Source organism: Kribbella sp. NPDC058245 (assembly GCF_042882005.1).
Taxonomy (GTDB): Bacteria; Actinomycetota; Actinomycetes; order Propionibacteriales; family Kribbellaceae; genus Kribbella.
This window is the reverse complement of record NZ_JBHVWY010000017.1, coordinates 61,524-74,711: the sequence shown is the minus strand read 5'-3', so window position 1 is coordinate 74,711 and position 13,188 is coordinate 61,524. Positions and strand designations below refer to the sequence as shown.

Genomic DNA, 13,188 nt, shown 5'->3' with positions numbered 1-13,188 from the left:
AGGCGATGACGTACTACCAGTCCGTCTGTACACAGACAGACAGCGCGGCGCCCTGGTCATGGTGGGACCAGGGCGCCGCGTGCTTTCCGCTGCCGGCTTCCGACTCGGCAGCGGAGTTCCTCAGCCCAGGCGGGCCTTCAGATTGTCGAGCTCGACCTTCAGCTCGGCCGGGACGGTGTCGCCGAGCTTGGCGAACCACTCCTCGATCAGCGGGATCTCGGCCTTCCACTCCTCGGCGTCGACGTCCAGCGCGATCTGCAGCTCCCGCTCGCTGAGGTCCAGCCCGCTGACGTCCAGCGCGCCGGCCGCCGGCACGTGGCCGATCGCCGTCTCGACCGCGCCCGTCTGGCCCTCGATCCGCTCGATGATCCACTTGAGCACGCGACCGTTCTCGCCGAAGCCCGGCCAGACGAACTTGCCGTTCTCGTCCTTGCGGAACCAGTTCACGTAGAAGATCTTCGGCAGCTTGCTCGCGTCGTTCTCCTTGCCCACGGTCAGCCAGTGGTCGAAGTACTGACCGGCGTCGTACCCGAGGAACGGCAGCATCGCCATCGGGTCACGCCGTACGACGCCGACCTGGCCGACCGCCGCGGCGGTGGTCTCCGAGGACAGCGTCGCCCCCATGAACACACCGTGCGCCCAGTCACGCGACTCGGTCACCAGCGGGACCGTCGTGGCCCGGCGACCACCGAAGATGATCGCCGAGATCGGTACGCCGTTCGGGTCGTCGTACTCGTCGGCGAGGATCGGGCACTGCTCGATCGGGGTGCAGAACCGGCTGTTCGGGTGGCTGGACAGCTCGCTCGAGGCCGGCGTCCACTCGCGGCCCTTCCAGTCGGTCAGGTGGTCCGGCGGGGTCGGCGAGTAGCCCTCCCACCAGACGTCACCGTCGTCGGTCAGCGCGACGTTCGTGAAGACCGAGTTGCCCTTCTCGATCGTGCGCATCGCGTTCGGGTTCGTCTTCCACCCGGTCCCGGGGGCCACGCCGAACAGGCCGAACTCCGGGTTGACGGCGTACAGGCGGCCGTCCTTGCCGAACCGCATCCAGGCGATGTCGTCGCCCAGCGTCTCGACCTCCCAGCCCTCGAGCGTCGGGTCGAGCATCGCCAGGTTGGTCTTGCCACACGCGCTCGGGAACGCCGCCGCGATGTAGTGGACCTGCTTCTCCGGCGAGATCAGCTTGAGGATCAGCATGTGCTCGGCCAGCCAGCCCTCGTCGCGCGCCATCGCACTCGCGATCCGCAGCGAGTAGCACTTCTTGCCGAGCAGCGAGTTACCGCCGTACCCGGAGCCGTAGGACCAGATCATCCGCTCCTCGGGGAACTGCACGATGTACTTCTCGTCGTTGCAGGGCCACGGGACGTCCTTCTGGCCGGGGGCCAGCGGAGCGCCGACGGAGTGCAGGCAGGGCACGTACTTCGCGTCGGTGCCCATCTTCTCCAGTACGTCGGAACCGGTGCGGGCCATGATCCGCATCGAGCCGACCACGTACGCCGAGTCGGTGATCTCGACACCGAACATCGGGGTCTCGGCGGTCAACGGGCCCATGCAGAACGGAACGACGTACAGGGTCCGGCCGCGCATCGAGCCGCGGTACAGGTCCGTCATCAGGACCTTCATCTCGGCCGGGTCCATCCAGTTGTTGGTCGGACCAGCGTCCTTCTCGTCCACGGAGCAGATGAAGGTGCGCTGCTCGACGCGGGCGACGTCACTCGGGTCGGTGCGGACCCAGAACGAGTTCGGCTTCTTCGCCTCGTTGAGCCGGACCATCGTGCCGGCGTCGATCAGCCCCTGCGTGAGGACGGCGTACTCCTCGTCGGAGCCGGTCACCCAGTGAATGGCATCCGGCTGCGTGAGCTCGGCCACCTCGGCCACCCATGCCAGCAGGCCCGCGTGCTTCGTCGGTGCGCCGGACAGGTCGTACGCCGGAGCCTTCGGCTCGCTCGGCGGGGCCTGGGTCACGGGCGCGATCGTCTCGTTGTCGGTGAGATCGGCGGTGTGGGTCGGGCTGGCGGTGGTCGTCATCGGCGGCTCATTCCCTCTCAGCTGTCGTCCCGGTCGCCGCTCGGTCCCTCGACGCTGAGGAACGGGGTACGGCACCGGCCGCCAGGGTCTCCAGCGGTTCGATCCAGCGGACTGGCGGTGTGATCTGTCGCAGACCAGTGATTGCAGTGGACGCATACCAGTGTGCAAGTGGTACTAACGGTACGCGACGAATATGTCCGCTGTGAACCCGTCGAACGTGAACCCGGTCACAAAGTTTCGGCGACAACCGCTTTCCGGTACCGCTTGTGAAAATGAGAACGGCCCGCGTCGGGACGCGGGCCGTTCGGTGAAGATTTTTCGGCGAATCAGGTGGTCTGCCGCCAGATGTCGTTCAGCAGCCGCTGGACGTCCAGCTCCTCGCCCGGCTCGCCGGTCACCGCGACCCCAACCAGCCACCACTGACCACCACTCTGGAACGCCCGCGTCATCATCAGCGCGTACGGCTTGTTCTGAGTCGTCAGCCAGGTCCGCTCATCCTTGGCCACGGTCGGAGCCGGCGACTTGTAGACCTTCGTCCACTGCTGGTCGAACGCTGGGCGCTTGGCTGCGCAGTCCTTCAGGTCCGCGCAGGCACTGAGCGCGATCCGCGCATCCGGCGTCTGCTTCTGGTAGCCGGTCGGGTCCTTGGTCTGGATGCGCCGATAAGCCACGGTCGACGACTCGCCCAGGGACGACACCGCGGGCAGGCGCGGCCAGCCGATCGCGAACGGCAGGTCCGCGTTGGTGACCACCTGCAGGTCAGCATTGAGGGGGTAGGTCGCTCCCGTCAGGCCCGGCTTACCGTCGGGCCGCTGGTACGGCGCTGTCGTGATCTTCGGGAGTCCCGGAAGCAGCACGGTCTCCGGGAGTGCTGGGGGGCTCACCGCTGGGGGCGGGGCCGCTTCCGGCTGCTCCTTCTTCACCACACCACCAACTGCGGCGCCCACCGAGTACGTGATGGTGAAGACGAGCAGCACCACGATCGCCGCGACCACATAGATCCCGCTGCCCAGCTTCTTGGCAATCCCCGCCGGCTTCTCTTGATCGCCCCCTTGGATCGCCGCGGCTTGGCCCTCACCGGGCTGGCCCTCCCCGGGCTGGCCCTCCCCGGGCTGGCCCTCCCCGGGCTGGCCCTCACCGGCTTGGACCGCCGCGGCTCGCGCAGTCGGCCCGTGCTGCTCTCCGCCTTCCGCCGTCCCCCCGACGTACGAAGGGAAGTCTGGTACGGCGCTCGGCGCGACCCCGCCGTACTGGCTGAGCAACGACCGAACCGCCTGCAGCGACTCGTCGTCGTTCCCCAGGATCCCGTCGAGTGGGTCGACGAGGCGCTCGGCGCCGGACTGTCCGGGGACGAGTTGCGTGATCGCGTACGGTCGCGTGGCGCTGAAGTTGGCCGCCCACAACGGCGTCTCCTGCCGGCCCGGCTCCAGCGCAGCGTCCCGCCCGGCCTGCACCAACCGCTCCTGAACGCCCGGCTCCCGCGCGCCCGCTTCGGTCAGCACGAGCGCGACAACCTCCATCTCCGTGAAGGCCCGCCCGCGCCACACCTCAGCCAGCGGATGCTCGAGCAGCAGCTGCTCGAACCGGTACCCGGCAATCTCCGGCGCGCTCACTTCGTCTCCCAGATCGCCCGGTCGGCCAGCACCGTCGCCGCCTGCCGCGCAACGTCCTCCAACACCGGATTGGCCGTGTACTCCACTAGTACGACAACATCCGCCCGCTGCACCAGCACCCGCGTCGTGAACGACTCACCCGCCAGCCCGTTGGCGGTCCGATCGCCCTTGGTCGGATAAGGCCGTCCCGCAACCGCCTTCAACGGCGACCGGTCAAACGCCTTCGTCGCCATCGCCGTCGGCGAGAACGGCGCCTCCCCAGCCCCCGCCAGCTTCCCGCCGTACGCCGTGATCGTCACCTTCACCGAAGCCGCCGAGAACGTCGTCGTCTGCTGCCGGCTCACACCGGCAGCACAAGTCACCGCATCCGTCCCCGCCTGCGTCAACCGCCCATTCGATGCCTTAGGCAACAGCGCCGACACGTCCCCGATCCGCGCACACACGTCCGCGGCCAGCCGCCGCGCCGGCACCACATCCTCTTCCTGAACAGGCTTCCCCAGCGCGAACCCCACGCCGCCCCCCACCACCGCAGCCACCCCAGCCGCGATCGCCGTACCCCGAACCACCCGATTCGCCATACCCGAGACCCTAACGATCCCCAGGTCCTCCAGCCCGTCGCCTTAGGTGGTAATTAATGGGCGCCCGGCGACCATTTGTTTCCACCTAGCGCCAGATCACTCGAGCAGCTTCTGCACCGACCCACCGGACTCGCTCAGCTTCGTCCCAAGCCCCTTCAACGCATCCCCGACCGCCGACAGAATGTCCGACAGATCCCCCAGGTTCCCGGCCAGGCTCTCGATCTCCGTAGCCACCCCGCCGATCTGCCCACTCCCATCATTCAGCCGCTTCGCCGCCGCATCCCCGATCCCCGGGATCTTGTCCAGCTCCCCAGCCAGCCCCGCCAGCATGCCCGCCGCATCATGCAGCCGATCCTTGGCCGAGTTCATCGTGCTCGCACTCCCACTGAGCGCCTTCCGAGCCCCGCCCTGCCCGTCCTCCCCCACCAGGGCGCCCGCAGCCTTCCCAGCCTGCTCCCCAGCCTCAGCCAGCCCAGACCCAATCGTCTTCAGCAGATCAGGCAGTTTCCCAATGAAGTCGAGTGCCCCATCCGGCAACCCCCGCACCAACTCCAGCACCTTCTGGAAGTCGTCCGAGTTCTCCATCACGAACCCGACCGCCTTCTTCACATCCCCCAGATCCCGCCCACCCAGCAAGTCCTCAATACCCATGGAACGGATGCTAGAGCCCCCTCCCCACCCCCGATTAGCATCGACCCGCCACCTCCCTGTATCGTTACTCGACGTTGCCCGGCGCTCGTAGCTCAACGGATAGAGCATCTGACTACGGATCAGAAGGTTGGGGGTTCGAATCCCTCCGAGCGCGCACATCGAAAGCCCAGGATCAGTCCGCTGACCTGGGCTTTTGCCTTTGTACGGCGCCCCGCAGCCAGCTACGCCCGACTGCCCCACCCACCCTTCGACGCGGCTCATCGCCGCTTCCCCTCGCGGCTACCGCCGCCCCAGCGGGCTACCGCCCGCCTCCTCCCGCCAACCGTGCTCCCGACATCCTCGGGACCTTCCGCGGCAAGGCCGCCCGCATCACGGCCTGCCCCACGCCTCGAGCGACAGACCTCGGGCTTTCTCCCCATCACTGGCTCCGGGCTCCAACCGCAGACAGGAAGGCTCAGTCCTGCCGATCAGCGCTCGTGTAATGGGTCAGACTGTCGGCATGGATCGCGAGGGGCGTCAGGAACTCCACTACCGGGCACTTGAAGGCGACGTCCCAGGCATCCGAGACCGCCTGGTCGCAGGGGACGAGATCGGCCTGGCCGACAGGCAGGGCTTCACGGCTCTGCATTTCGCAGCGCAGCAATCGCAGACCGAGGCGGTCAGAGTGCTTCTGGAGTCCGGAGCACCAGTGGACCCGAGAGATCGGTTCGGAAACACACCCCTGTGGCGTGCGGTGTTCAACTCGGGTGGACACGAAGCGACAGTAGAGGCGCTCCTCCAGGCTGGCGCCGGTCCGGACATCTCCAACGATGCCGGATCAAGTCCGCGTGACCTGGCCAAGACAATGGGTGCTGACGAGATCGCTGCGCTGTTCCCCGAAACGCACTGAGGCGAATCCTTCTCTGCCGGATTGACCGCTTAGGAATCAAGGCGTGCGCATGCCGCCTCCGGCTGTTCACCGCCGCGCCCGTTCTCGGGTGTCTTCACGAGAGCCAAGAGCATTTGCCTCCGGCGGGGGCCTCACGACTCCGGGATGACGGGTCCGAATCGGCCGGCGCTTTGGTCGGTGGTCGGGGGTGCGTCTTCCCGCCTGCCGCTCAGCCCAGTCAGGACCTATCAGGAGACGCCAGAGGGGAAGACACAAGGGGAGGTCTGTGCGGAGGCCACCAAACAAAGCCCATGACGACCGCACGTCACCCGAGCACAATGGCGCTATGTTGCAGGAGTTTGTTCCGGATGGGGAGACGCCGACGCCCGCCCTGGTCGCCGCGTGGCTGGCCCTTGACACCCTGCGTGCAGAGTCCGTGTCGATGTGGGCGGCCAACTGGCTCGTTCAGGGATACGGCGGTGATTCGCTGGCGGAACTAGCTGGCCTCAGCGGCCGGGATACCCGTGAGGTCCGAGACCTCCTTCCGGCAGCTCTTGCTGACGCGGGCCTCACCCCTTTGTCCTCAAGGCAGGCCGCCCTCAAGGTGGCATACGACCACATCGCCAACATGCACCTCAGCGGCCGGGTCCGCTGGACCTGGGTCGTCAATCAAATCGTCGGACTTGTGATCAGCAACCGGTACGCCTCCGAGGTCTTCGAGCAGCCTCTGGGCGATCTGTGGGGAATCGACGATGAGCCGGGCGAACCATGGAGCCGGACGGATGATGAGCTTGCCGGAATCGTGCGCCGTGCGTGCGTCGAGCAGGTGCAGCAGTAACAGAGGGGGCCCGCCTCGCTCAATTGTGTTAGCAGGCGTATGAGCTGCCCATCCAGCGGATTGCTAACAGGCTTGCTAACAGCGGCTATGGATCGGGCAGGACAACCCTGGACATTCCGCCAGATCGGTAGGTGAGGTCAGGCGTGCTGTGGTCAGGACACCTGGAACTCGACGACGGATCAGAAGGTTGGGGGTTCGAATCCCTCCGAGCGCGCACATCGAAAGCCCAGGATCAGTCCGCCGACCTGGGCTTTTGCCTTTGTACGACGCCCTCGCAGCCACGCCCGCACATCGTGGTGCCTGCATCCTCGGGACTTCCACATGGCCGCTGCTTCGCCGTCCGCCGGCGGACCCGCCGCGCACGAAGGATCGTCCCGGCTCGCTCATCGCTGGCTTTCCTCACACGGTCGGTCGGGTGTGGAACCCGGACCGTGCGCTTCGTCGATGGAACGAACCGAGACGGATCCCTGGTTGTGCGTCAGTTGGGCTGGGTGCCCGTCACCGTGACCTCGGCCAGGCTGATCACACCGGCGCTGGTGGCCGGCGACTGCACCTTGACGTAGCGGGCCACGGTGTTGGTCGGCAGGCTGGTGACCGCCCCCGGCGTCGCCCCGAGGTTCAACATGATCACCGTGGAGTCGGCCATCAGCTGGGCGTAGGTCCGGGCCGACATGCTGGCGGTGGAGAGGAACACCACCGCGTTGTTCAGCTTGTCAGCCGAGGCGTCGGTCCGGTTGTGCACCGTGACGTTGCCGACCCGGGAACTGGTCAGCAGGTCGACCTGCCACCACGGCTGCGAGCTGGACGCCGTCCGGCTCACCGAACCGGCGGCGAAGACGCCGTTGGTGTTCCCATCCACGGCCCGGGCGGCGGTGCCGACGTCCGTCGACGACTGCGTGGCCGGCCGGTTGGTGGACAGGTTCACGGCGCCGGTGGTGCCGTCGACCTGCAGCTCGGCCAGGTTCAGGGTGGTGATGATGCTCGACAGCTGCACCCGAACGTACCGGCCGGTGGCGTTGCCCGCGTTCAGGGTCAGGCTGTTGGTGGTGGACGAGAACGCCGAGAACGACATCTGCTTCACCGAGGCGTCGGACTGCAGCGAGGACATCGACCGGCCGTTCATGTCGGTCGAGGAGATGAACACCGAGCCGGCACCCATCCGGTTCGAGTCGGTCCGGCTCCACAGCGTGACTGTGGAGACGGCCGCCGCAGAACCGAGGTCGACCTGCCACCACGGCTGGGTGGAGAGGTTGGTCTGGGTCACCGAGCCGCCCGAGAACACGCCGTTGGTGTTGCCGTCCACCGCCCGGGCCGCCACCGCCGTACCGCTGGTGCTCGACTGGGTAGCGGTCTTGCCCCGGGCCAGGTTCGGAGCGGTGACGGTCACCGTGGTGGTCGCCGCCGCGCTGTCCACCTTGCCGTCCCGCACGACCAGGCTGAAGGTCAGCGTGGCCGGTGTGGCCGGGGCGGTGAAGGTCGGCTTCTGTACCGTCCGGCTGGACAGCGTCACCGCCGGCCCACCGGTCTGGGTCCAGGTGTAGGTCAGCGGGTCGTTGTCGGCGTCGCGGCTGCCGGAGCCGTCCAGCGTCACCGTGGTACCCGTGTTGACCGTCTGCGCCGTACCGGCGTTCGCCACCGGTACGGCGTTGACCGGGGTGGTGGTCACCGTGGTGGTCGCCGCCGCGCTGTCCACCTTGCCGTCCCGCACCACCAGGCTGAAGGTCAGCGTGGATGCCGTGGACGGGGCCGTGAAGGTCGGCTTCGCCGTCGTCGTACTGGACAGCGTCACCGCCGGTCCACCGGTCTGGGTCCACGCGTAGGTGAGGTTGTCGCCGTCGGCGTCGGTGCCGGACCCGTTCAGGGTCACCGTCGTACCAGCCACGACCGACTGCGGCGCACCGGCGTTCGCCACCGGGACGTGGTTGGTCGGCTCCGAGAGCGGCTTCGGGGTGCAGTTGCTGATCGAGACCGTGAAGGGCGCGAGGTCGTTGTCCGTCTCGATCATGGCGCCGTCCTCGGAGCCGCTGAGTGAGATGGTGTACGTCTCACCGGCGTCCATGCGGGTCTCCCGCCACACGTCCGTCCCGCGCTTCCACTCGATGATCAGCACCCGGCCGGTGACCACGTGGACGGTGCACCCGTCGGCCCAGGCACCCATGTACGGGTAGAGCGGAGCGCCCGACTCCGAGTAGACGGTGCGCGCGTTGTAGCCGGAGCGGCCGTTGCCCTGGTAGGCCGTGCCGACCGGCCAGGTGACCACGCCGCCGTACCAGTCGGGGTCCTCGCCAGTTCCGGCGTAGCGCCAGCGGGCGCTGACCCAAGAGACCGGGTCGCAGGTGGTGGGGTCGGTACAGGCGGGCGTCGGCGGGACCGGCGTGCCGGGCACGATGGTGTACTCGAACGGCGAACCGCTCTGCACGCTGACGAGGCTGCTGCTGCTCAGGCTGCTCGACACGGTGTAGCTGTCGCCGGCCGACAGCGCGGCCAGCGACGAGTGCGGGCCGTCAGCAGGGCCCGCGTAAACCGTGGCGCTGCCGGACGTGATGGTGATTTTCCAGCCCGCAACCTTGGACGCCGGGGCGTACACGTCGTGGGAGACCGTATAGCCGTAGCGGGCCCGGACCGGCTCGGCCGCAGCCGGCCAGACCGCCGTGTTGCCGGTGTCCGACTCGCCCCACGGGCACGGGCTGCTGGTGCAGGTCCAGGTCGCCAGCACCGAGCCGTCACCGGAGGCCAGTGGCGGGCCGGTCGGGGTGCCGGGGGTGATCGTGTACTCGAACGACGAATCGCTCTGCACGCTGACGATGCTGCTGCCCAGCGTGCTCGACACTGTGTAGCTGTTGCCGGCCGACAGCGCGGCCAGCGACGAGTGCGAGCCGTCAGCCGGGCCCGCATAAACCGTGGCGCTGCCGGACGTGACGGTGATCTTCCAGCCCGCAACCTTGGACGCCGGGGCGTACACGTCGTGAGAGACCGTATAGCCGTAGCGGGCCCGGACCGGCTCGGCCGCAGCCGGCCAGACTGCCGCGTTGGTCGAGTCCGACTCGCCCCACGGGCACGGGCTGCTGGTGCAGGTCCAGGTCGCCAGCATCGAGCCGTCACCGGAGCCCGGCGGCGGCCCGGTCGGGGTGCCAGGGGTGATCGTGTACTCGAACGGCGAACCGTCCTGCACGCTGACGATGCTGCCGCTCAGGGTGCTGGGCAGGGTGTAGCTGTTGCCGGCCGACAGCGCGGCCAGCGACGAGTGCGAGGCGTCGGCCGGGCCTGCGTAAACCGTGGCGCTCCCGGATGTGATGGTGATTTTCCAGCCCGCCACATTGGACATCGGGGCATACACGTCGTGGGAGACGGTGTAGCCGTAGCGGGCCCGGACCGGCCCGGCCTCCGCCGGCCAGACCGCCGCGTTGGTGGAGTCCGACGGGCCCCACGGGCACGGGCTGCTCGTGCAGGACCACGTCGCCATAACGGAGGACGCAGGATCACCCTCGGCTGCCCGCGCGGGCAAGGCGGTGAGGCCTAGCACCATCACGACCGTAGTAGTGAGAACGAAAAATGCGGTCGCGAAACGTTTCAGCATGCCGGCCCCCCGGATTGTGACTCTCCCCTTGCGGCACACCGTAGCCCCAAGCCGCTCTCTGTCAACCGAAAGAGAAGCGGAAAGATGCAACCACGAACCATTCGTTATGGAGTTCATCACGCTACGGAGAACCTCCATTACTCGTTGATGAAACCCCATTCCTCATTGATGAGAACCCACCGCGATCGCGATCGTGGTGGGTTCTTCAAGAAGGGCCCGTTGGACCTTGCCGCCAGGGGAGGCGAAGCACGTCACTGTCCCAGCGCCCGCATTGTTCAAGGCCTGGAACTACGGGAGGCACGCTCGGCCTTCACCCGGGTGACAGCATCAGGCCATGCCCGCCAAGCGCGACTTGTCCGCCGTTATCTTCGCGACATGGCGTTGTTCACCGAGGAAGAGATAGCCACGCAGAAGAGAGCGGTCGAGTCCTACGTGAAATCGCATGGGCGACCTCCAACCCAGGCCCAGGTGTTCGACATCCTGGGCTGGGACTACCAAGCCTTCAAGCGCGACTTCGAAAGCGCGAACAGTGATCCCGATCCACTGAAGTGGAGCTGGCGCCACCGAAAGCTCCGCTAGCCGGCCGACTCCCTAGATCAACCAAGCCGGCGCGCTCAACGCCTCGTCTCGTACCTGGTCAGGACCACGCCACCGGTAAACGTCCGCGTCTCCACCAGGTTCAGGTTCACCCAGCTGTCCAGCGCGGCGAAGAACGGTTTGCCGCCGCCCACCAGCACCGGATGCGTGACTATCTCGTACTCGTCGACCAGGCCGGCCCGCATGGCCGCCCCAGCGACCGTGGCGCCACCGACCCTCATCGGCTCGCCATCGTCGGCCTTCAGCCGGGTGATCTCCGCTACTGGATCGCCCGTGACTAAGCGCGTGTTCCAGTCGACCTTGTCGATCGTCGAGGAGAACACCACCTTCGGCGTGTCCCGCCAGTTCCGCGCGAACTCGATCTGCGCCGGTGTGGCGTCAGGCTGCTGGTCGCCGGTCGGCCAATGAGAACTCATCGCCTCCCACAACCTGCGCCCGTACATCAATAGCCCGATCGCCAACTCCTGCTCGAGCCACCACTGAAACAGCTCGTCGCTCGGCACGCCCCAGCTGATGTCGTCGCCAGGCGCGGCGACGTAGCCGTCCAAACTCAGGTTCATGCCGTAGATCAGTTTCCGCACGGCGCAATGCCTTTCTGTCGGGGGGATCGCATCTCACCCCTACTACGAACGCCCCACCTCGGATCCGACAGCCGGCGCAGAAAAGTTCTCACCTGGCGATCGGTCGTGGCTCCGGGATGGCGGTGACCGATCTGGCCGGACTGTCTCGGAGTTGGGCCTAGTTGTGTTCCCGTATGTCGTTCAGCCAACGTGAAGTGGGGAGGTGCTGGGCGCTGCTCCCAGGAGTTCGGCCAGTGGTGATCTGACGTCTGCAGGGTAGAGGCCCACCTCGTCGAACTCGTCAGCCCCAACCCACATCAGTTCGGAGATGTTCTCCGGGCTCTGGGCGTCTGCTTCGTCGCCGGACAAGACTGGTGTGCCGGTGACCTCAGCCACCAGGAAGTAGGACGCGGGACGGCCGTTGTGCTTGCCGGTCCACAGCAGGCGGTCGATTCGACCGGTGAGTGCGGTCTCCTCGTTCAGCTCCCGCAAGGCGGCAGTCTCGGCGGTCTCGCCGTCCTCGACGTGTCCGCCAGGCAGTACTGCGTAGTGGTGGCCAGGGCAGTCTGGACTGTTCCAGCCGCGGGCCTCGCACATGACGCAAGCGCTGGCTGACTTGTGCCGCAGATAGCGCTTGATCACGAGTACACGAGGACCTTCGACAACCACGGCTGCTGCTCTTGGAATCGGCATGCGGGCGACAATGCCAGGCTGATCCGACAATCTGCCCAGGCCGACTGTGATCAGGGATGGACGTCTGGACCCGGCTACGACGTACGAGGGCGGAGGTTCGAATCCCTCTGACGCGGTGTCAGATGGTGCGGGCCCGGTACTACGGAGACGGCGTTGAGTGGTGGGGTTGTGCACGAGTTGCTCAGCCGTGCACAACGACGTCGTACAGGCCGGTCGCAGGGCGAGAGTTGACCTCACGACGAGGAGGTCTCATATGAACAGCTTGGTGAAGTACGCGGCGTCGGTACTGACTGTCGGCGTCCTGACGACCGCACTGGCGACGCCGGCGGCGAATGCCTCGGATGGTGGGAACGGCATCGGTGGGAACCCAGTGAACTGCACCGGGAACTGGACCGTTGGCCCCGCGGTGCCCGCCAAAGCCAGTGATGGCAGGGTCATCGGCTACTCACAGATGTGGTGGTCCAACAGTTGCCAGGGAAACTGGACCAGGGCGTGGACCGTCAGCGGTCAGGCCACCACGATCGAGAGCAGCATCGCTCAGGGCATCCCGCCGGGTCCCAATCGCTGGTTCGCCATCGCCAATGACTACGCCAACGTCCACTTCACTTTGTGGGTGCCGGCCAGCCCCACCGAGAAGATGTGCGGCAGCACCCAGATGTGGGACACGCACACACTCAACTGGGCCTTCACCGGCGTCTACTGCAGGACCTAACACCGGCGAATCCCGAGGGATGGCTCATCACGGGGGTGAGCTGCGGTGCGGCATCAGATCGGGAGGCGGCCCGTCATCCATATCTCGAGGAACTGCATCACCGTGGGAGCAACCCAGGTGCGGCTGTCGTTCTCGTGGTCCCAGACGTAGATCTCCTGGTTGCCGCTCAGGGCCACTGCGAATTGGTCACCGTTGCCGGCGTCGGAGAAGAAGACCATGCCATCGAATGGCATGTAGCTCTCTGCGTAGTCACGGCTCGCGCGGAAGCGAGCGTTGTCCTCAGCGATCCGCTCCGCACTCCACATCAGTTCAACGCCGTACTCGCCCTCGACCCCGTTGGTCTCGACCAGGAGGTCCCGGAGGTCGTCCGGGAGCGGCCGGCCGAGCATCGCCGTACAGGCCTCGATTGCTTCCGGTCCTGCGGGCGGTCGAAACGTCGCCTGGCCCCATTGCGCGATGCGCTCCACGAACATGTG

At 66.9% G+C, this 13,188-nt stretch carries 12 protein-coding genes and 1 tRNA gene; 5 read left to right on the top strand and 8 right to left on the bottom strand.

All coding sequences use genetic code 11. The annotated features are described in order from the left end of the window. Positions 1–120 precede the first annotated feature (120 nt). The 4 genes from ACFVWG_RS32880 to ACFVWG_RS32865 all read right to left on the bottom strand — a co-directional run bounded on the left by ACFVWG_RS32880 (position 121) and on the right by ACFVWG_RS32865 (position 4,867). Entirely contained in the window at positions 121–2,025 is a 1,905-nt protein-coding gene (locus tag ACFVWG_RS32880; protein WP_391547356.1) for a phosphoenolpyruvate carboxykinase (GTP), read from the bottom strand. Positions 2,026–2,351: 326 nt separating this feature from the next. Continuing rightward, a complete protein-coding gene (locus ACFVWG_RS32875; protein ID WP_391547355.1) occupies positions 2,352–3,638 on the bottom strand; it encodes a hypothetical protein in 1,287 nt (428 codons plus the stop codon). Beyond that, the gene (locus ACFVWG_RS32870) at positions 3,635–4,216 is read right to left on the bottom strand and encodes a hypothetical protein (protein WP_391547354.1); all 582 of its coding nucleotides are present in this window, start codon (positions 4,214–4,216) and stop codon (positions 3,635–3,637) included. Before ACFVWG_RS32870 ends, ACFVWG_RS32875 begins: the two co-directional genes overlap by 4 nt. 96 nt (positions 4,217–4,312) lie before the next feature. Continuing rightward, positions 4,313–4,867 (bottom strand): hypothetical protein, encoded by a 555-nt coding sequence (locus ACFVWG_RS32865; protein ID WP_391547353.1) that lies wholly within the window; start codon positions 4,865–4,867, stop codon positions 4,313–4,315. 81 nt (positions 4,868–4,948) lie between these two features. On the opposite strand from ACFVWG_RS32865, the gene ACFVWG_RS32860 reads away from it, so the two are divergent. The 3 genes from ACFVWG_RS32860 to ACFVWG_RS32850 all read left to right on the top strand — a co-directional run bounded on the left by ACFVWG_RS32860 (position 4,949) and on the right by ACFVWG_RS32850 (position 6,573). Beyond that, positions 4,949–5,021: transfer RNA gene (locus ACFVWG_RS32860), tRNA-Arg, on the top strand. 345 nt (positions 5,022–5,366) lie between these two features. Further along, on the top strand, positions 5,367–5,756 hold the full coding sequence (locus ACFVWG_RS32855; protein ID WP_391547352.1) for an ankyrin repeat domain-containing protein: 390 nt from the start codon (positions 5,367–5,369) through the stop codon (positions 5,754–5,756). A gap of 325 nt (positions 5,757–6,081) precedes the next feature. Next, on the top strand, positions 6,082–6,573 hold the full coding sequence (locus ACFVWG_RS32850) for a hypothetical protein (protein WP_391547351.1): 492 nt from the start codon (positions 6,082–6,084) through the stop codon (positions 6,571–6,573). A gap of 478 nt (positions 6,574–7,051) precedes the next feature. Here the strand turns inward: ACFVWG_RS32850 and ACFVWG_RS32845 are convergent, their stop codons facing one another. Further along, positions 7,052–10,150, bottom strand: a complete 3,099-nt coding sequence (locus ACFVWG_RS32845; RefSeq protein ID WP_391547350.1) for a discoidin domain-containing protein — start codon at positions 10,148–10,150, stop codon at positions 7,052–7,054. A gap of 375 nt (positions 10,151–10,525) precedes the next feature. On the opposite strand from ACFVWG_RS32845, the gene ACFVWG_RS32840 reads away from it, so the two are divergent. Beyond that, positions 10,526–10,729 carry a hypothetical protein gene (locus ACFVWG_RS32840; RefSeq protein ID WP_391547349.1) on the top strand — a complete coding sequence of 68 codons (204 nt, stop codon included), beginning with the start codon at positions 10,526–10,528 and terminating at the stop codon, positions 10,727–10,729. Between the two features lie 35 nt (positions 10,730–10,764). On the opposite strand, the gene ACFVWG_RS32835 is transcribed toward ACFVWG_RS32840, so the two are convergent. Next, on the bottom strand, positions 10,765–11,328 hold the full coding sequence (locus ACFVWG_RS32835; protein WP_391547348.1) for a dihydrofolate reductase family protein: 564 nt from the start codon (positions 11,326–11,328) through the stop codon (positions 10,765–10,767). A 180-nt stretch (positions 11,329–11,508) separates the two neighbouring features. Further along, on the bottom strand, positions 11,509–12,000 hold the full coding sequence (locus ACFVWG_RS32830) for an NUDIX domain-containing protein (RefSeq protein WP_391547347.1): 492 nt from the start codon (positions 11,998–12,000) through the stop codon (positions 11,509–11,511). A 253-nt stretch (positions 12,001–12,253) separates the two neighbouring features. Between ACFVWG_RS32830 and ACFVWG_RS32825 the strand changes: the two genes are divergently transcribed. Further along, complete coding sequence (locus ACFVWG_RS32825; RefSeq protein WP_391547346.1) at positions 12,254–12,712, top strand: hypothetical protein; 459 nt, start codon at positions 12,254–12,256, stop codon at positions 12,710–12,712. A gap of 53 nt (positions 12,713–12,765) precedes the next feature. On the opposite strand, the gene ACFVWG_RS32820 is transcribed toward ACFVWG_RS32825, so the two are convergent. Continuing rightward, on the bottom strand, positions 12,766–13,185 hold the full coding sequence (locus tag ACFVWG_RS32820) for an SMI1/KNR4 family protein (protein WP_391547345.1): 420 nt from the start codon (positions 13,183–13,185) through the stop codon (positions 12,766–12,768). Between the last annotated feature and the right edge of the window lie 3 nt (positions 13,186–13,188).

Excerpts from the sequence above, each read along its gene's own strand:
- ACFVWG_RS32880 (WP_391547356.1), bottom strand. The coding sequence starts at position 2,025 with ATGACGACCACCGCCAGCCCGACCCACACCGCCGATCTCACCGACAAC.
- ACFVWG_RS32870 (WP_391547354.1), bottom strand. The coding sequence starts at position 4,216 with ATGGCGAATCGGGTGGTTCGGGGTACGGCGATCGCGGCTGGGGTGGCT.
- ACFVWG_RS32865 (WP_391547353.1), bottom strand. The coding sequence starts at position 4,867 with ATGGGTATTGAGGACTTGCTGGGTGGGCGGGATCTGGGGGATGTGAAG.
- ACFVWG_RS32855 (WP_391547352.1), top strand. The coding sequence starts at position 5,367 with ATGGATCGCGAGGGGCGTCAGGAACTCCACTACCGGGCACTTGAAGGC.
- ACFVWG_RS32850 (WP_391547351.1), top strand. The coding sequence starts at position 6,082 with ATGTTGCAGGAGTTTGTTCCGGATGGGGAGACGCCGACGCCCGCCCTG.
- ACFVWG_RS32845 (WP_391547350.1), bottom strand. The coding sequence starts at position 10,150 with ATGCTGAAACGTTTCGCGACCGCATTTTTCGTTCTCACTACTACGGTC.
- ACFVWG_RS32840 (WP_391547349.1), top strand. The coding sequence starts at position 10,526 with ATGGCGTTGTTCACCGAGGAAGAGATAGCCACGCAGAAGAGAGCGGTC.
- ACFVWG_RS32830 (WP_391547347.1), bottom strand. The coding sequence starts at position 12,000 with ATGCCGATTCCAAGAGCAGCAGCCGTGGTTGTCGAAGGTCCTCGTGTA.
- ACFVWG_RS32825 (WP_391547346.1), top strand. The coding sequence starts at position 12,254 with ATGAACAGCTTGGTGAAGTACGCGGCGTCGGTACTGACTGTCGGCGTC.
- ACFVWG_RS32820 (WP_391547345.1), bottom strand. The coding sequence starts at position 13,185 with ATGTTCGTGGAGCGCATCGCGCAATGGGGCCAGGCGACGTTTCGACCG.